This is a genomic window from Sulfuritortus calidifontis (assembly GCF_003967275.1).
In the GTDB taxonomy this organism is placed as follows: Bacteria; Pseudomonadota; Gammaproteobacteria; order Burkholderiales; family Thiobacillaceae; genus Sulfuritortus; species Sulfuritortus calidifontis.
In genome coordinates this window covers 2,056,869-2,073,077 of the sequence record NZ_AP018721.1, presented here as the reverse complement: position 1 = coordinate 2,073,077, position 16,209 = coordinate 2,056,869, and the positions used below count along the sequence as shown (strand labels likewise).

Here is a 16,209-nt window from a genome sequence, read left to right as displayed (position 1 = left end):
TATGCTCTCTCAAGACGCCCTCGCCCAGATCGACACCGAGATCGCCAAATACCCGGCCGAGCAGAAACAGTCGGCGGTGATGGCGGCCCTGCGCATCGCCCAGACCGAGAAGGGCTGGCTGTCGACCGAAACCATCGAATACGTCGCCGACTATCTCGGCATGCCGGCGATCGCGGTCTACGAAGTCGCCACCTTCTACAACATGTACGACCTCAAGCCGGTCGGCCGACACAAGGTGACCGTGTGCACCAACCTGCCTTGCCGGCTGCAGGGCGCCGACAAGCTCGCCGAGCATGTCCAGGCCAAGCTCGGCATCGGTTTCGGCGAGACCACCGCAGACGGCCGCTACACCCTGGTCGAGGGCGAGTGCATGGGCGCCTGCGGCGACGGCCCGCTCTGCCTGCACAACAACCACAAGATGCACACCCATCTGACGCCGGAGTCGGTGGACAAACTATTGGATGAACTGAAATGAGCACCAAGGTTTGCCTCTGGACCCTGGACCACCCCGAGCCCGCTTCGCTCAAGACCTATCTCGCCCATGGCGGCTACGAGGCGCTGAAGAAGATCCTGGCCGAGAAGACCCCGGCCGAGCAGATCATCGAGCAGGTCAAGATCAGCGGCCTGCGCGGCCGCGGCGGTGCCGGCTTTCCGACCGGGCTGAAGTGGAGCTTCATGCCGCGCCAGTTCCCGGGTGACAAGTACATCGTCTGCAACTCGGACGAAGGCGAGCCGGGCACCTTCAAGGACCGCGACATCCTGCGCTTCAATCCGCACCAGCTGATCGAGGGCATGATCATCGCCGGCTACACCCTGGGCGCGCGCGCCGGTTACAACTACATCCACGGCGAGATCTTCGAGACCTACCAGAGCTTCGAGCGCGCCCTGGCCGAGGCGCGCGAGGCCGGCCTGCTCGGCAAGAACATCCTTGGCTCCGGCTGGGACTTCGACATTCACGCCCATCAGGGCTACGGCGCCTACATCTGCGGCGAGGAGACCGCGCTGCTGGAATCGCTCGAGGGCAAGAAGGGCCAGCCCCGGTTCAAGCCGCCGTTCCCTGCCAGCTTCGGCCTCTACGGCAAGCCGACCACGATCAACAACACCGAGACCCTGGCCTCGATCCCCTGGATCGTCCGCCACGGCGGCCAGGCCTTCCTCGAGTTGGGCAAGCCCAACAACGGCGGCACCAAGATCTTTTCCGTGTCCGGCCACGTCAACAAGCCCGGCAACTACGAAGTCGGCCTGGGCACGCCCTTCGCCGAACTGCTGGAGATGGCCGGCGGCGTGCGCAGCGGGCACAAGTTGAAGGCGGTCATCCCCGGTGGCTCCTCCGCCCCCGTGCTGCCGGGCGAGATCATGATGGACCTGACCATGGACTTCGACAGTATCGCCAAGGCCGGCTCCATGCTCGGTTCCGGCGCGGTGATCGTGATGGACGACAGCGTCTGCATGGTCAAGGCCCTGGAGCGGTTGTCCTATTTCTACTTCGAGGAATCCTGCGGCCAGTGCACGCCCTGCCGCGAGGGCACCGGCTGGATGTACCGCGTGGTTCATCGCATCGAGCACGGCGCGGGCCGGCCGGAAGACCTCGACCTGCTGATGAGCGTGGGCGACAACATCGCCGGCCGTACCATCTGCGCCCTGGGCGATGCCGCGGTGGGGCCGGTGCAGAGCTTCATCAAGCATTTCCGCAGGGAATTCGAGTACCACATCGAGCACAAGAAGTGCTTAGTAGGGGCCTGAAATGCCGCACATAGAGATCGACGGCAAAACGATCGAGGTCGCCCCGGGGGCGACGCTGATGGATGCGGCCAACCAGGCCGGCATCTTCATTCCCCATTTCTGCTACCACAAGAAGCTGAGCATCGCGGCCAACTGCCGCATGTGCCTGGTCGAGGTGGAGAAGGCGCCCAAGCCGCTGCCCGCCTGTGCCACCCCGGTGACCGAAGGCATGAAGGTGCGCACCCATTCCGCCAAGGCGGTGGCGGCGCAGAAGGGCGTGATGGAGCTGCTCCTGATCAACCACCCGCTCGACTGCCCGATCTGCGACCAGGGCGGCGAGTGCCAGTTGCAGGACCTGGCAGTCGGCTACGGCGCCAGCGCCTCGCGCTATGCCGAGCCCAAGCGCGTGGTCAAGGAAAAGGACCTCGGCCCGCTGGTGGCCACCGACATGACCCGCTGCATCCACTGCAGCCGTTGCGTGCGCTTCACCCAGGAGATCGCGGGGCGCATGGAGCTGGGCATGGCGCATCGGGGCGAGCACACCGAGGTGATGCCCTTCCTCGAGCAGCAGATGCATTCCGAGCTGTCCGGCAACGTGATCGATCTGTGTCCGGTCGGCGCGCTCACCTCCAAGCCCTTCCGCTACCGGGCCCGAACCTGGGAGCTGTCGCGCCGCAAGAGCGTCAGTCCGCACGATGGTCTGGGCGCCAACCTGCTGCTGCACACCAAGGACAATCAGGTCTATCGCGCCGTGCCGCAGGACAACGAGGCGATCAACGAATGCTGGCTCGCCGACCGCGACCGTTATTCCTACGAGGCGCTCAACTCCGACGACCGGCTGACCCGGCCCATGGTGCGCGATGGCGACAAGTGGATCGAGGTCGACTGGCAGAAGGCCCTGCACCAGGCGGCCGGCGCCCTGCGCGTGCTGCGCGACACCCACGGCGGCAACGCCCTGGCCGCGCTGGCCTCGCCGCACCAGACCGTGGAAGAGCTGCATCTCCTGCAAAAGCTGATGCGCGCCCTGGGCAGCGAGCAGATCGAGCACCGCCTGGGCCAGGCCGATTTCTCCGGCGACGCCAAGCGCCGCGGCGCCACCTGGCTGGGCATGCCCGTCGCCGAACTCAATCAGTTGCAAAGCGTGCTGCTGATCGGCGCCACCCTGCGCAAGGAACAGCCGCTGATCGCCCATCGCCTGCGCCAGGCGGTGAAGGCGGGCGCCCAGCTCAACGTCGTCCACGCCGCCGACGATGACCTGCACTGCCGCATCGCCAACAAGCTGATCGCCAAGCCCTCGGCCTGGCTCGACGCCCTGGCCCAGATCGCCAAGGCCCTGCAGGAGGCCGGTGCCAGCCTGCCGGCCGAGGTCGCCGGCCAGCTCAACAGCGTCGCGGTCTCCGACGCCGCCCGTGCCGTCGCCGCTAGCCTGAAGGCGGGCGAGCGCAAGGCGGTGCTGCTTGGCGCCGTGGCCCAGAACCATCCGGCCGCCGCCCAATTGCACCAGCTCGCCGCTGCGATTGCCGCGGCCTGCGGTGCCAAGCTCGGTTTTCTCGCGCCGGCCGCCAACAGCGTCGGCGCCCAGCTGGTCGGTGCCCAGTCCGGCCGTGTCGCGCTGGACGCCAAGGGCTATCTGCTGCTCGGCATCGAGCCGGAACTGGACGCCCATGACGGCGCCGCCCTGCTCAAGGCCCTGCAGTCGGCCGAATTCGTCGTCGCCCTGACCGCCTTCAAGGGCAGGGTCATGGACTATGCCGACGTCGTGCTGCCGATCGCGCCGTTCAGCGAGACGGCGGGCAGCTTCGTCAACATGGAAGGCCGGTTGCAGAGCTTCAATGCCGCGGTCAAGCCGCAGGGCGAGGCGCGGCCGGCCTGGAAGGTGCTGCGCGTGCTGGGCAACCTGTTCAACCTGGCCGGCTTCGAGCAGAACAGCGCCGAAGAGGTGCGGGCCGAGGCCCTGCCCAAGGGCGAGGCCGGCATCGCCGCGAAACTCGACAACGGCATCGCCGGCGTCGCCATCCAGTTGCAGCCCGCTGCCGCCGGCATCGAGCGCCTGGGCGAGTTGCCGATCTATCAGCTCGATCCCATCGTGCGCCGGGCCCATGCCCTGCAACAGACCCAGGACGCCCACGACGCCGCCTGCGTCTGGGCCAGCGGCGGCCTGATCGGCCGGCTCGGCCTGACCGACGGTGAGCACGTCCGGATCAAGCAGGGCGGCGGCGAGGCCGTGCTGCGGCTGCGCCGCGACGACCGGCTCGCCGACGACGTGCTGCGCGTGGCGGCCGGACATCCGCTGACGGCCGGCCTGGCCGGCCGCTTCGGCGCCATCAGTGTGGAGGCGGCATGAGCCTGGACTATTTCGCCAATCTCCTGGGCCCGGCCTGGCTGCCGGTCTGGACCCTGGTCAAGATCATCGCCATCGTCGCCCCGCTGATGATCGGCGTGGCCTATCTCACCTATGCCGAGCGCCGCATCATCGGCTACATGCAGGTGCGCCTGGGCTGCAACCGGGTCGGTCCCTGGGGCCTGCTGCAGCCCATCGCCGACGGCCTCAAGCTGATGTTCAAGGAGATCATCATCCCGACCGGGGCGAGCAAGGGGCTATTCATCCTCGCCCCCGTGCTGGCCATGGCGCCGGCCCTGGCCGCCTGGGCGGTGATCCCCTTCACCGACACCCTGGTCCTGGCCGACGTCGACGCCGGCCTGCTGCTGGTCATGGCCATCACCTCCATGGGCGTCTACGGCGTGGTGCTGGCCGGCTGGGCCTCCAACTCCAAGTACGCATTCCTCGGCAGCATGCGTTCGGCCGCCCAGATCGTGTCCTACGAGATCGCCATGGGCTTCGCCCTGGTCGCCGTGCTGATGAGCGCCCGCAGCCTGAACCTGACCGACATCGTCCAGGCCCAGGCCGGCGGCTTCTGGCAGTGGTACTGGCTGCCGCTGTTCCCGATGTTCATCGTCTACCTGATCTCCGGCGTGGCCGAACTCAACCGCGCGCCGTTCGACGTGGCCGAAGGCGAATCAGAGATCGTCGCCGGCTTCCACGTCGACTACTCGGGCATGGCCTTCGCCATCTTCTTCCTGGCCGAATACGCCAACATGATCCTGGTCGCCACCCTGACCAGCACCATGTTCCTCGGCGGCTGGCTGTCGCCCATCCCCGGCCTGCCCGACGGCTTCTTCTGGCTGGCGGCCAAGATCAGCTTCGTGCTGTTCCTGTTCCTCTGGTTCCGGGCGACCTTCCCGCGCTACCGCTACGACCAGATCATGCGCCTGGGCTGGAAGGTGTTCATCCCGGTCACCCTGGTCTGGCTGCTGGTGCTGGCCGCGGCGATGCAGACTCCCTGGGCCTATCTCTTCCATTGAGGGGGCGACGATGATCAGCCGAATCAAACGCTTCTTCGACACCTTCCTGCTCGCCGAGCTGGTCAAGGGCATGAGCATGACCGGGCGCTATTTCTTTGCCCGCAAGATCACCGTGCAGTATCCCGAGGAGCGGGCGCCGCAATCGCCGCGCTTCCGCGGCCTGCACGCCCAGCGCCGCTACCCCAACGGCGAGGAGCGCTGCATCGCCTGCAAGCTGTGCGAGGCGGTCTGCCCGGCCCTGGCCATCCAGATCGAATCGGAGCAGCGCGCCGACGGCACCCGCCGCACCACCCGCTACGACATCGACCTGACCAAGTGCATCTTCTGCGGCTTCTGCGAAGAGGCCTGCCCGGTCGACGCCATCGTCGAGACCCGCATCTACGAGTACCACGGCGAGAAGCGGGGCGATCTCTACTACACCAAGGAGATGCTGCTCGCGGTGGGCGACAAGCACGAGGCGCAGATCGCCCAGGACAAGGCGGCCGACGCGCCCTATCGATGATGCAAGCAAACCGCTGACGGAATACGCAATGGAATTCACCAGCCTGGTCTTTTATATCTTCTCCGCCATCATGCTGCTGGCGGGCCTGCGCGTGATCACCGCGAAAAACCCGGTGCACGCCGCGCTCGCCCTGGTGCTGGCCTTCTTCACCGCCGGCTGCCTCTGGATGCTGCTCGAGGCCGAGTTCCTCGCCATCACCCTGGTGCTGGTCTACATCGGCGCGGTCATGGTGCTGTTCCTCTTCGTGGTGATGATGCTCGACATCAACATCGAGGAGATGCGCAAAGGCTTCTGGGACAACCTGCCGCTGGCCGCCCTGGTCGCCACCCTCATGGTGCTGGAGATGGCCACCGTGCTCGGCGGCAACCGCTTCGGCCTGATCGGCAGCCCCACGCCCAAGCCGGCCGACTACAGCAACACCCGCGAACTCGGCCTGCAGCTCTACACCGACTACGTCTATCCCTTCGAGCTGGCCGCGGTGATCCTGCTGGTCGCCATGGTCGCCGCCATCGGCCTCACCCTGCGCCGCCGGCCCGGCCGCAAGTGGGTGGACCCGGCCGAGCAGGTCAAGGTCAAGCGCAACGACCGCCTGCGCCTGGTCTCCATGGCCCCGCAAAAACCCGCCGCGCCCAAGGCGGCCGAGGAGGAAGAAGCATGATCGGCCTGTCCCATTACCTCACCCTGGGGGCGATGCTGTTCGCCATCAGCGTGCTCGGCATCTTCCTCAACCGCAAGAACCTGATCGTGCTGCTGATGGCGATCGAGCTGATGCTGCTGGCGGTGAACATGAACTTCATCGCCTTCTCCCACTACCTGGGCGACACCGCCGGCCAGATCTTCGTCTTCTTCATCCTCACCGTGGCGGCGGCGGAGTCGGCCATCGGCCTCGCCATCCTGGTGGTGCTGTTCCGCAACCTGCGCACCATCAACGTGAAAGACTTGGACCGCCTGAAAGGTTAAATGCGCCATGGCGTTTGCATGCGATACCCTCACCCCAACCCCTCCCCCGGAGGGGGAGGGGCTATACCCCCTTCTCCCGCCGGGAGAAGGGCCGGGGATGAGGGAAGGCCACGGGCTTTGGATTGGGGCTGATTTATGGATATGAAAACACTTTATTTGATCGTGCCCCTGGCCCCCCTGGCCGGCGCGGTCGTCGCCGGCCTGTTCGGCCGGGCCATCGGCCGCCGCGGCGCCCACAGCGTCACCATCGCCTCGGTGCTCATCGCCTTCCTCGCCTCGCTGGTCATCTTCCAGGACGTGCTCGCCGGCAACACCTACAACGGCCCGGTCTACACCTGGCTGATCTCCGGCGACGTCCGCTTCGAGATCGGCTTTTTGATCGACCGGCTGTCGGCGCTGATGATGCTGGTGGTCAGCTTCGTCTCGCTCATGGTCCACATCTACACCATCGGCTACATGGCCGAAGACCCGGGCTATCAGCGTTTCTTCAGCTACATCAGCCTGTTCACCTTCTCCATGCTGATGCTGGTGATGTCGAACAACTTCCTCCAGCTCTTCTTCGGCTGGGAGGCGGTGGGCCTGGTCTCCTATCTCCTGATCGGCTTCTGGTACACGCGGGAGACGGCGATCTATGCCAACCTCAAGGCCTTCCTGGTCAACCGCGTCGGCGACTTCGGCTTCCTGCTCGGCATCGGCCTGGTGCTGGCTTGGTTTGGCAGCCTCGACTACGCCCAGGTGTTCCAGGCGGCGCCGCAATTCGCCAGCCACACCATCTCGCTGATCCCGGGCGAGGCCTGGTCGCTGCTGACGGTGATCTGCATCCTGCTGTTCATCGGCGCCATGGGCAAGAGCGCGCAGTTCCCGCTGCACGTCTGGCTGCCCGACTCGATGGAGGGCCCGACCCCGATTTCGGCGCTGATCCACGCCGCGACCATGGTCACCGCCGGCATCTTCATGGTCGCCCGGATGTCGCCGCTGTTCGAATTGTCCGAGACCGCGCTGTCGGTGGTCATGGTCATCGGCGCCATCACCGCGTTGTTCATGGCCTTCCTCGGCGTGGTGCAGAACGACATCAAGCGCGTGGTCGCCTATTCCACCCTGTCTCAGCTTGGTTACATGACCGTGGCCCTGGGCGCTTCGGCCTACGGCGCGGCGATCTTCCACCTGATGACCCACGCCTTCTTCAAGGCCCTGCTCTTCCTCGGCGCCGGCTCGGTCATCATCGCCATGCACCACGAGCAGGACATGCGCCACATGGGCGGCCTGAAGAAGTACATGCCCATCACCTACTGGACCGCGCTGATCGGCTCGCTCGCCCTGGCCGGCATTCCGCCCTTCGCCGGCTTCTTCTCCAAGGACGCGATCATCGAGGCGGTCGGCGCCTCGCACCTGGCCGGCTCCGGCTTCGCCTACTTCGCGGTGCTCGCCGGCGTCTTCGTCACCGCCTTCTATTCCTTCCGCCTGCTGTTCCTCACCTTCCACGGTCCGGAACGCTTCCGCCAGCGGCATCACGACGAGCATCACCACGCCGTCGGGCCCCATTCTATTGAACCTCGGGAATCGCCCTGGGTGGTCACCGTGCCGCTGATCCTGCTCGCCATTCCCTCGGTCTATGCCGGCTGGGCCTACATCGAGCCGCTGCTGGTCAACGGCTGGTTCGGCGGCAGCATCGTGGTCGCCTCCGCGCACGACGTGCTCGGCCACCTGGCCGCGAACTGGCATGGCGTGCTCGCCTTCATCCAGCACGGCGTCATGGCCCTGCCGTTCTGGCTGGCCCTGGCCGGCATCGCCACCGCCTATGTCTTCTACATGGTGCGGCGCGACCTGCCCGAGAAGGTGCGGCGCAAGGCCGGCATCCTCTACACCATCCTCGAGCACAAATATGGCTTCGATGAATTCAACGACTGGTTCTTCGCCGGCGGCGCCCGCAAGCTGGGCGGCCGGCTCTGGCGCTGGGGCGACGTCACCGCCATCGATGGCTGGCTGGTCAACGGCTCGGCCCGCCTGGTCGGCAACATCGCCGCCCTGGTCCGCCACCTGCAATCCGGCTTCATCTACCACTACGCCTTCGCCATGATCATCGGCACGGTGCTTCTGGTGACCTGGTTCGTGCAGCCTTAACTAGAGAAAACAGACCGCTCGGGAACGCACATGATCGAACAGATCGGAATTCTTAGCCTCACCATCTGGGTGCCCATCGTGGCGGGGCTGCTCATCCTGGTCACCGGCGGCGACCGCAGCGCCGACGGCCAGCGCGCCATCGCCCTGATCGGCGCCTTGCTCGGCTTCCTGGTCGCCATCCCGCTCTGGACCGGCTTCGATGCCGCCACCGCGGCCATGCAGTTCGAGGAGATCGCCGCCTGGATCCCGCTGATCAACGTGCACTACCACCTGGGCGTCGACGGCATCTCCATGCCCTTCATCCTGCTCAACAGCTTCACCACCCTCTTGGTGGTGCTGGCCGGCTGGCAGGTGATCCAGACCAAGGTCGGCCAGTACATGGCCGCCTTCCTCATCCAGTCCGGCCTGATCAACGGCGTCTTCGCAGCCCTCGACGGCGTGCTGTTCTACGTCTTCTTCGAGGCCATGCTGATCCCGCTGTATCTCATCATCGGCGTCTGGGGCGGGCCGAACCGGGTCTACGCGGCGATCAAGTTCTTCCTCTACACCCTGCTCGGTTCGCTCCTGATGCTGGTGGCCGTGATCTACCTCTTCTTCCAGAGCGGCGGCAGCTTCGAGATCCTGGCCTGGCACAAGCTGCCCATCGGCCTGACCGCGCAGATCCTGCTCTTCGTCGCCTTCTTCTTCGCCTTCGCGGTGAAGGTGCCGATGTGGCCGGTGCACACCTGGCTGCCGGACGCCCACGTCGAGGCGCCGACCGGCGGCTCGGTGGTGCTGGCGGCGATCACCCTGAAGGTGGGCGCCTACGGCTTCCTCCGCTTCGTGCTGCCCATCGTGCCCGATGCCTCGCATCAGTTGTCCGGCATCATGATCGCGCTGTCCCTGGTGGCCGTGGTCTACATCGGCCTGGTCGCCCTGGTCCAGTCCGACATGAAGAAGCTGATCGCCTATTCCTCCATCGCCCACATGGGCTTCGTCACCTTGGGCTTCTTCATCTTCCAGCCGCTCGGCGTGGAAGGCGGCCTGGTCCAGATGATCTCGCACGGCTTCGTCTCCGGCGCGCTGTTCCTCTGCATCGGCGTCATGTACGACCGCCTGCACTCGCGCCAGATCGCCGACTACGGCGGCGTGGTCAACTCCATGCCCAAGTTCGCCGGCTTCTTCATGCTGTTCGCCATGGCCAACGCCGGCCTGCCGGCCACCTCCGGCTTCGTCGGCGAATTCATGGTCATCCTGGGCAGCGTCCAGGTGAACTTCTGGTATGCCTTCGCCGCCGCGCTCACCCTGATCTTCGGCGCCGCCTACACCCTGTGGATGTACAAGCGGGTGGTGTTCGGCCCGGTGGCCAACGACAAGGTGGCCGCCATGGAAGACATCAACAGTCGCGAATTTCTGGTGCTGGCGCTGCTGGCGATCTGCGTGCTGGCCATGGGCCTCTACCCGCTGCCGGTGACCGAGGTGATGCACGCCTCCGTGAACAATCTGCTGGAGCATGTGGCTCACAGCAAGCTGCCCTGAGAGTGAGTGAATGAATCTACTGCGCGCACCGTCTGCTTCGTTGCATCCTCGCTCGCCCTTCGCCGTACTGGCTTGTACTGTCTCAGGGCTCGCTGCGGGGCGCCTCGCAGCCGTCGCGCTCGCCACGATTCCTTCACTCACTCTCCGCAAGGACAAGTGAACATGAATTCCCCGACGCTCAACCTGATTCCCGCCCTGCCCGAGATCTTCGTGCTCGCCCTCGCCTGCGTGGTCCTGCTGGTCGAGGCCTTCAGCAAGAAGCCGAGCTGGTCCTACAGCCTGACCCAGCTCACCCTGGTCGGCGCCGGCGCCATCACCGTGCTCTACGCCGAGGCCGGCAAGGTCTACGCCTTCAACGGCATGTTCGTCGACGACCTGATGGGCGACGTGCTCAAGCTGGTCGCCTATGCCGCCGCCGTCATCGCTGTGGCCTATTCCCGCAGCTACCTCACCGACCGCGGCATGTTCCGCGGCGAATACTTCGCCCTGGTGCTGTTCGCCGTGCTCGGCATGATGGTCATGATCTCGGCCAGCCACTTCCTCACCCTCTACCTGGGCCTGGAGCTGCTGTCGCTCTCGCTCTACACCATGGTCGCCCTGCAGCGCGACTCGGCGGTGGCGAGCGAGGCCTCGATGAAGTACTTCGTGCTCGGCGCCGTCGCCTCGGGCTTCCTGCTCTACGGCATGTCCATCCTCTACGGCATGACCGGCTCGCTCGAGCTGGCCCGCGTGGTCGAGGCGGTGGAAGTGGGCAACCCCACGCTGCTCGCCTTCGGCCTGGTCTTCGTCGTCGCCGGCCTGGCCTTCAAGCTCGGCGTCGCCCCCTTCCACATGTGGGTGCCCGACATCTACCACGGCGCCCCCAGCGCGGTGACCCTGTTCATCGGCTCGGCGCCCAAGCTGGCCGCCTTCGCCATCGTCATGCGCCTCTTGGTCGACGGCCTGCACCCGGCCGTGGGCGACTGGCAGCAGATGCTGGCGATCATGGCCGTGCTCTCGCTCATGATCGGCAACCTGGCGGCCATCATGCAGACCAACATCAAGCGCATGCTGGCCTACTCGACCATCGCCCACATGGGCTTCCTGCTCTTGGGCGTGCTGGCCGACAGCTACGCCGGCTACAGCGCCGCCATGTTCTACGTGATCACCTACGCCCTGATGAGCCTGGGCGCCTTCGGCATGGTGGTCTACCTCTCGCGCGCCGGCTTCGAGGCGGAGAACCTCGATGACTTCAAGGGCCTCAACGCCCGCCACCCCTGGCTGGCCGCGGTCATGGCCATGGTCATGCTCTCGCTCGCCGGCCTGCCGCCCTTCGTCGGCTTCTACGCCAAGCTCACTGTGCTCCAGGCCCTGGTCGGCGCCGGCTGGCTGTGGCTGGCCGTCATCGCCGTGATCTTCTCCCTGATCGGCGCCTTCTATTACCTGCGGGTGGTCAAGGTGATGTACTTCGACGCCCCGCACGCCACCGACCTGGCGCCCTCGGGCGAGGCCGACGTGCGCGCGCTGCTCTCGGCCAACGGCCTGGGCGTGCTGGTGCTGGGCCTGATGCCGCAGCCGCTGCTGGCGCTGTGTGCCTATGCCATTCAGGTATCGATTCAGTAAGCCATAAGTAGCCCGGGTGTAGGCCATGGGCCGAAATCCGGGATCGCGCTGGACAGTCCCGCGCCCATGATGTACAGTAACCAGTACATATCAGGAGCTCGCCATGGACGCCATCACCTACACCACCGTTAGAGCAAACCTCGCCAGCGCAATGGACCGGGTTTGCAACGACCACGAGGCCTTGATCATCACCCGCAACGGCCAACAGTCGGTGGTCATGCTCTCGCTCGAAGACTACAAGGCGCTAGAAGAAACCGCCTATCTGCTGCGCACGCCGGCCAACGCCAAGCGGCTGCTCTCGGCAGTGGCGCAACTCAAAGCCGGCAAAGGCGCCGAGCGGAAACTAGCCGAATGAAACTGGTCTTCGCCGACGAGGCGTGGGAAGACTATCTCTATTGGCAAATACAGGACAAACGCCTGCTGGAGCGAATCAACAAGCTGATCCAGGAGACGCAGCGCGAGCCCTTCGCCGGCGTGGGCAAGCCGGAGCCCTTGAAACATGCGCTGTCCGGCTTCTGGTCGCGGCGGATTACCGACGAGCATCGCATGGTGTATCGCGCGGTGGACGATGCGCTGGAGATCGTGCAGCTTCGGTTTCACTACTGATTCGGCAATGCCTCACTCGGGCAACGCGGCTGCGCGCTATGCCCCTAAGCAGGAGTCATCTTCTCTTCCAGAAATTTCCAGAGTCGATCAACGGCGCGGTTGTCGCTGACGATTATTCGGCAGCCGTCAATGTCTTGAAACTGTGTTAAGCGAACACTCAGGCGGTTCAGCTTCCGCAGTGTCCGCAGCTTACGCTTTAGCCGTTGGGCGATGTAGTACTTTGTGCCATAGTCAGTGAGCCAGTGCTGAAGTTCAAGCGTGCACTCAGTAAGCGGTTGAAGGTGAGCTTTCCGGTCTTGATCGAAGACGGCCTCCAGTTCGACCGGCTTTTCTTCTGAGTTGCATCGCCCCTTTGCTAAGGCTTGTCCAGCACGGTCAATCTTCGATTTCGTGAGTTTCATCGATTGTGTCTCAGTGTAATCATCGGAGTCGGGTCTTGCACGAACACCTTTTCATCTGGCCACGATATGGCGTCTTTGTGGGATGCTTACGCCGCCTTGGGCATCAGGTCGATTTCGGCGTGAATTCGCCCGAACGGCACGAACAGCTTGCCCTCTTCGTCTTTCTCGACGATCCCCCGTTCGATTAGCGCGGCGATATCCCGATGCACCGCGCTGGCATCGCGTTCCAGCAGGCGGGCGAGTTCTCTCAAGCCGCAGTGCCCGGCCTGTTGCAGGGTCTCCAGCACGCCCCAGCGGGCGGGGGTAAGCAGACGGAACAGGGCGGCCGGCGATTCGAAGCTGAGGTGCTCGCCAGCGTATTCGCCGGATTGCCAGGCATCGGCGAATTGGCGGCCGGCGTGTTCGAGCGCGGCCTCGGTATCCGGCTCGATGTGGATGGTCAGTGTCCTCATGCTTTCCTCCTGTGCGACTTCACGGCCTGGATGAAATCCCGGATCAGCGTCGGCACGTCGGCAAATGCATAGGGCGATTCCTTGTTGCCGTCGTGCCGGTGGTCGCCTTTGCCGCGCTCGTTGTCGAAACCGATAACCCGTTTGCCGTGGGCGATGTAGACGAGGCGGTATTTGAAGCGATGCTCGGATGGCGGTACCGGGGCCGATACATCCCAGATCACCATGCGGACCATCGCGCCATCGTCGTAATCCTGCTCAAAGCGGTAGATCAGCCGGGCCTTCATGTTGATCAAGTTATCAACACAAAATCGTGTTGTCAATAATATCAACAGATTGGTTTGGCCGGCTGTTCAGCTGTGCCTAGGTCATTGGTAGAACGCTATTGCGTTGAGTGATTGGATTGCCGCCGGTAAAGGTTGCTGCTAGTTAAGGAATTCTTGATAAGCGCTGCAATGGCCCGACCAGTATGTGGCGCGTATCAGCCGCACAGTCGGCACACCGTCATCAGCATCAGATCCTTGGCCGCGCCGTCGATCCTGGGCAGGCCCGCTTTCAGCCGGCGGCCGTCGTCGACGTTGCCGGCGGCGATGGCGAGCAGGGCGAGCACGATGGGCGAAGCGCCGTGTGCGCGGGCGACGTCCATGAGCTGGATGGGCAGGGCGGCGATCTGGATTTCGTCGTCCTCGCCGCGCACCTGGAACAGGCGGGCGGTGTGATAGGCCGGGTCCAGGCGCAGGACCAGAATGCCGCCTTCCTTGCATGGCCAGTTCTCGACATCCCAGTCCGAGGTGATTGGGGCCAGGCCGCCTTCCAGAAAATTGGCGAAGAAATCGGGGATAGCTGCCTGGCTGCCGCCGGGCAGGCGGTCGAGTTGGTCGGCGAGTTTTTCCAGGTCTTCCAGGGTCATTCGGCAGCTCGATTCAATATTCATATCGTAGGGGAAACACCGATTTTCGGTATCGTCGTTCCCGCGTAGGCGGGAACCCAGTCAAATCGAGGGCTGGATGCCCGCCTGCGCGGGCATGACGATTAATCGGTGCTTCCCAAGGCATGCAGGGTGGCGCTCATGCCGGCGCGGGCCTGGCTGGCAAGCTGGGCGGCCAGTTGTTGCAAGGACTCCGACGATAGGGTCAGGGCTTGCTCGATCCCAGTCAATGCCTGGCCAACGGGGCGGACATTGCGCTCAGCCGCCGGCAGCCAGGTGGCGCAATAGGCCTGTGCCTTGTACGGCGTCTGCACGTCCGGCACCAGGCTGACCCCGGCCACCGAGCAGGCCTGGGCGACGATGCGGCCGTGCAGGCTGCTGCCGCAATAGGCGCGGGCCTGGCCGAGCAGGGCGCAGATGTCCCAGAGGTTGAGCGACTCGAAGATATGGCACTGCGGCCAGCGCATGAAGCCGGCGAGGCGGCGATAGACGGTAAGCTCGTCGTGCCAGGGCGCGGCGCCGGCGCGGAACAGGACGATGCCGAGGCCGGTCCGCTCGCCGCAGGCGTCCAGTTGTGCGGCGAGCGCGTGCAGGGTGGGGTCGTCGCCGAAGTCGGCGCTGAACTGCATGGCGAGATAGCCTTGTGGGAAACGCGTGCGCATCTTTAGTGGTTCACCTTGCCGGCCGTGCCGCGCGATGCGCACGCCGAACAGCTCGGCCACCCGATGCGCGGCGTCCGGGCTGAGCGGGGCCCGGATGCCGGCCTGCGCCAAAATTGTTTGCGTCAGATGGTCGCGCACGCTCAGGTGGTCGGCGCCTTGTAGGTGAGCGATGACTTCGCTGCGCATCGAGTCCGGCAGCTGGTTCAGGCCCATGCCGCCCACCGCGTGCAAGCTGAGGCGGCGGGTGTGGGGGAACAGGCCGCGCGGCACCAGATAGCCGATCTCCTGCCGCAAGCCCAGCCGCTGTTGTGCCCAAAGGCTTCGGCCGGCCGGGTCCGGGTCGTGGCGCGCGATGGCGGCCGGGGCCGCCTCCGGCGGCAGGGTCATGATCGCCGCTTCGTAGAGCGAGCAGGTGAGCAGCTCGCCGCCGACATGCAGGATGTCGACCGCCTGCTGGCCCGGGCGCTGCGCCAGTTGGCTTATGGCCTGCACCCGGTGGCCGCCGTAAGGCGTGAGGTCGCGCTGGGCGAGGCCGGCGAAGATGAGTTCACGGTCTTTGAATTGTTCGGCCCAGAGGTGGGCGAACAGCAGGTCGCCGAAGTTGTGGCGGTCGAAGGCGCCGAACAGGATGAGCGGCACCTTCGACGACATTGTATTTCGGCCTGGTATAAAGCTTATTCAGATTGCTCGTGCTACTTCATGTCATCCTTGGGGCCGATGCACTTGCATGAATTAGCATCCATGTGCTGCCACGGTTTGCAGACTAATGCACAATTTTTCACATCTGGCGATCGCCGCTGTTTTATGCAGCGGCAAGAGGACTCGTCGAGATAGGCTCCATCGGCGCAAGCTGCTATATCGCATTCGGAAGGCTTCTTTGGCTTTTTGGGCCAATCTTCTGGCCACTTCGCCTCCTTGGGGGTTAGCCCGGGTGGCGCCGGGTCAAATGCCAAGGCCACTGTGCTAGCAACTGATATGAAGCCGTAGATCGCGCCAAGCAATATTAATTTCCCGAATTTCAAAGCATGTCTCCTGTCGTTATTTCCAAGGGTGGGAGAGAGCCTCTTCTTTAGAATGGCTTTCCCGATACCGTTAACGGCTGCGTGTCGGGGATCACTGTGCTCTCGGGTTATTTCTTGGGTTCTTTTGCTTGTCTTTCTCTTCTTTCTGCTTCTGCTTTTTCGGCCTTTGCTTTCGCAATTCTGGCTTCTGCTTCGGCAATCCGAGCCTCCGCTTCGGCGGCTTTGGCCTGTCTTTCTCGTTCCGCGAGTTGCTCTGATGTTTCTGCGACTGCTAGCGATGAAAAACAAACAAGTGCTGCGAGCATTGAACAGACGGATGCAAATTTACGCATATGACCTCCTTAGGCGGTTCT

Annotated in this window: 18 protein-coding genes; 12 read left to right on the top strand and 6 right to left on the bottom strand. The window is 64.5% G+C overall.

The features are described 5' to 3' along the window. Position 1: 1 nt before the first annotated feature. The 12 genes from nuoE to EL388_RS10530 all read left to right on the top strand — a co-directional run bounded on the left by nuoE (position 2) and on the right by EL388_RS10530 (position 12,394). Positions 2 to 475: an NADH-quinone oxidoreductase subunit NuoE gene (nuoE, locus tag EL388_RS10585; protein ID WP_126463294.1), complete on the top strand. Its 474-nt coding sequence runs from the start codon at positions 2 to 4 to the stop codon at positions 473 to 475. Then, positions 472 to 1,743 (top strand): NADH-quinone oxidoreductase subunit NuoF, encoded by a 1,272-nt coding sequence (nuoF, locus tag EL388_RS10580; RefSeq protein WP_126463292.1) that lies wholly within the window; start codon positions 472 to 474, stop codon positions 1,741 to 1,743. Before nuoE ends, nuoF begins: the two co-directional genes overlap by 4 nt. 1 nt (position 1,744) lies before the next feature. After that, positions 1,745 to 4,066, top strand: a complete 2,322-nt coding sequence (gene nuoG, locus EL388_RS10575) for an NADH-quinone oxidoreductase subunit NuoG (protein ID WP_126463289.1) — start codon at positions 1,745 to 1,747, stop codon at positions 4,064 to 4,066. After that, positions 4,063 to 5,085, top strand: coding sequence for an NADH-quinone oxidoreductase subunit NuoH (nuoH, locus tag EL388_RS10570; protein ID WP_126463287.1), 1,023 nt, complete (start codon positions 4,063 to 4,065; stop codon positions 5,083 to 5,085). Before nuoG ends, nuoH begins: the two co-directional genes overlap by 4 nt. A gap of 13 nt (positions 5,086 to 5,098) precedes the next feature. Further along, positions 5,099 to 5,587 carry an NADH-quinone oxidoreductase subunit NuoI gene (gene nuoI / locus EL388_RS10565; protein ID WP_126464086.1) on the top strand — a complete coding sequence of 163 codons (489 nt, stop codon included), beginning with the start codon at positions 5,099 to 5,101 and terminating at the stop codon, positions 5,585 to 5,587. 28 nt (positions 5,588 to 5,615) lie between these two features. Beyond that, positions 5,616 to 6,245 (top strand): NADH-quinone oxidoreductase subunit J, encoded by a 630-nt coding sequence (locus EL388_RS10560; RefSeq protein ID WP_126463285.1) that lies wholly within the window; start codon positions 5,616 to 5,618, stop codon positions 6,243 to 6,245. Then, positions 6,242 to 6,547, top strand: coding sequence for an NADH-quinone oxidoreductase subunit NuoK (gene nuoK / locus EL388_RS10555; RefSeq protein WP_126463283.1), 306 nt, complete (start codon positions 6,242 to 6,244; stop codon positions 6,545 to 6,547). The genes EL388_RS10560 and nuoK overlap by 4 nt, the downstream gene beginning before the upstream one ends. 135 nt (positions 6,548 to 6,682) lie before the next feature. After that, complete coding sequence (gene nuoL, locus EL388_RS10550) at positions 6,683 to 8,668, top strand: NADH-quinone oxidoreductase subunit L (protein ID WP_126463281.1); 1,986 nt, start codon at positions 6,683 to 6,685, stop codon at positions 8,666 to 8,668. A gap of 30 nt (positions 8,669 to 8,698) precedes the next feature. Continuing rightward, the gene (locus EL388_RS10545) at positions 8,699 to 10,186 is read left to right on the top strand and encodes an NADH-quinone oxidoreductase subunit M (protein ID WP_197721780.1); all 1,488 of its coding nucleotides are present in this window, start codon (positions 8,699 to 8,701) and stop codon (positions 10,184 to 10,186) included. Positions 10,187 to 10,348: 162 nt separating this feature from the next. After that, positions 10,349 to 11,788: an NADH-quinone oxidoreductase subunit NuoN gene (nuoN, locus tag EL388_RS10540; RefSeq protein ID WP_126463279.1), complete on the top strand. Its 1,440-nt coding sequence runs from the start codon at positions 10,349 to 10,351 to the stop codon at positions 11,786 to 11,788. A gap of 103 nt (positions 11,789 to 11,891) precedes the next feature. Beyond that, the gene (locus EL388_RS10535; RefSeq protein WP_126463277.1) at positions 11,892 to 12,143 is read left to right on the top strand and encodes a type II toxin-antitoxin system Phd/YefM family antitoxin; all 252 of its coding nucleotides are present in this window, start codon (positions 11,892 to 11,894) and stop codon (positions 12,141 to 12,143) included. Beyond that, positions 12,140 to 12,394 carry a Txe/YoeB family addiction module toxin gene (locus tag EL388_RS10530; RefSeq protein ID WP_126463275.1) on the top strand — a complete coding sequence of 85 codons (255 nt, stop codon included), beginning with the start codon at positions 12,140 to 12,142 and terminating at the stop codon, positions 12,392 to 12,394. Before EL388_RS10535 ends, EL388_RS10530 begins: the two co-directional genes overlap by 4 nt. 44 nt (positions 12,395 to 12,438) lie before the next feature. Here EL388_RS10530 and EL388_RS10525 read toward each other — a convergent pair whose 3' ends face one another. The 6 genes from EL388_RS10525 to EL388_RS10500 form a co-directional block, all read right to left on the bottom strand. Then, on the bottom strand, positions 12,439 to 12,795 hold the full coding sequence (locus tag EL388_RS10525; protein WP_126463273.1) for a nucleotidyltransferase family protein: 357 nt from the start codon (positions 12,793 to 12,795) through the stop codon (positions 12,439 to 12,441). An 86-nt stretch (positions 12,796 to 12,881) separates the two neighbouring features. Further along, positions 12,882 to 13,247: an HVO_A0114 family putative DNA-binding protein gene (locus EL388_RS10520; protein ID WP_126463271.1), complete on the bottom strand. Its 366-nt coding sequence runs from the start codon at positions 13,245 to 13,247 to the stop codon at positions 12,882 to 12,884. Beyond that, positions 13,244 to 13,531, bottom strand: coding sequence for a toxin-antitoxin system TumE family protein (locus EL388_RS10515; RefSeq protein ID WP_126464084.1), 288 nt, complete (start codon positions 13,529 to 13,531; stop codon positions 13,244 to 13,246). The genes EL388_RS10520 and EL388_RS10515 overlap by 4 nt, the downstream gene beginning before the upstream one ends. Positions 13,532 to 13,725: 194 nt before the next feature. Next, positions 13,726 to 14,154, bottom strand: coding sequence for a hypothetical protein (locus EL388_RS10510; protein WP_126463270.1), 429 nt, complete (start codon positions 14,152 to 14,154; stop codon positions 13,726 to 13,728). A gap of 122 nt (positions 14,155 to 14,276) precedes the next feature. Continuing rightward, positions 14,277 to 15,485, bottom strand: coding sequence for a polysaccharide pyruvyl transferase family protein (locus EL388_RS10505; RefSeq protein WP_126463268.1), 1,209 nt, complete (start codon positions 15,483 to 15,485; stop codon positions 14,277 to 14,279). Positions 15,486 to 15,963: 478 nt separating this feature from the next. Beyond that, positions 15,964 to 16,188 (bottom strand): hypothetical protein, encoded by a 225-nt coding sequence (locus EL388_RS10500; RefSeq protein WP_126463266.1) that lies wholly within the window; start codon positions 16,186 to 16,188, stop codon positions 15,964 to 15,966. Between the last annotated feature and the right edge of the window lie 21 nt (positions 16,189 to 16,209).

Coding starts and splice junctions, on each gene's coding strand:
- EL388_RS10560 (WP_126463285.1), top strand. CDS start 5,616: ATGGAATTCACCAGCCTGGTCTTTTATATCTTCTCCGCCATCATGCTG.
- EL388_RS10500 (WP_126463266.1), bottom strand. CDS start 16,188: ATGCGTAAATTTGCATCCGTCTGTTCAATGCTCGCAGCACTTGTTTGT.
- EL388_RS10530 (WP_126463275.1), top strand. CDS start 12,140: ATGAAACTGGTCTTCGCCGACGAGGCGTGGGAAGACTATCTCTATTGG.
- EL388_RS10515 (WP_126464084.1), bottom strand. CDS start 13,531: ATGAAGGCCCGGCTGATCTACCGCTTTGAGCAGGATTACGACGATGGC.
- EL388_RS10535 (WP_126463277.1), top strand. CDS start 11,892: ATGGACGCCATCACCTACACCACCGTTAGAGCAAACCTCGCCAGCGCA.
- nuoE (WP_126463294.1), top strand. CDS start 2: ATGCTCTCTCAAGACGCCCTCGCCCAGATCGACACCGAGATCGCCAAA.
- EL388_RS10525 (WP_126463273.1), bottom strand. CDS start 12,795: ATGAAACTCACGAAATCGAAGATTGACCGTGCTGGACAAGCCTTAGCA.
- nuoK (WP_126463283.1), top strand. CDS start 6,242: ATGATCGGCCTGTCCCATTACCTCACCCTGGGGGCGATGCTGTTCGCC.
- EL388_RS10510 (WP_126463270.1), bottom strand. CDS start 14,154: ATGACCCTGGAAGACCTGGAAAAACTCGCCGACCAACTCGACCGCCTG.
- nuoF (WP_126463292.1), top strand. CDS start 472: ATGAGCACCAAGGTTTGCCTCTGGACCCTGGACCACCCCGAGCCCGCT.
- EL388_RS10505 (WP_126463268.1), bottom strand. CDS start 15,485: ATGTCGTCGAAGGTGCCGCTCATCCTGTTCGGCGCCTTCGACCGCCAC.
- nuoN (WP_126463279.1), top strand. CDS start 10,349: ATGAATTCCCCGACGCTCAACCTGATTCCCGCCCTGCCCGAGATCTTC.
- EL388_RS10545 (WP_197721780.1), top strand. CDS start 8,699: ATGATCGAACAGATCGGAATTCTTAGCCTCACCATCTGGGTGCCCATC.
- nuoL (WP_126463281.1), top strand. CDS start 6,683: ATGGATATGAAAACACTTTATTTGATCGTGCCCCTGGCCCCCCTGGCC.
- nuoG (WP_126463289.1), top strand. CDS start 1,745: ATGCCGCACATAGAGATCGACGGCAAAACGATCGAGGTCGCCCCGGGG.
- nuoH (WP_126463287.1), top strand. CDS start 4,063: ATGAGCCTGGACTATTTCGCCAATCTCCTGGGCCCGGCCTGGCTGCCG.
- EL388_RS10520 (WP_126463271.1), bottom strand. CDS start 13,247: ATGAGGACACTGACCATCCACATCGAGCCGGATACCGAGGCCGCGCTC.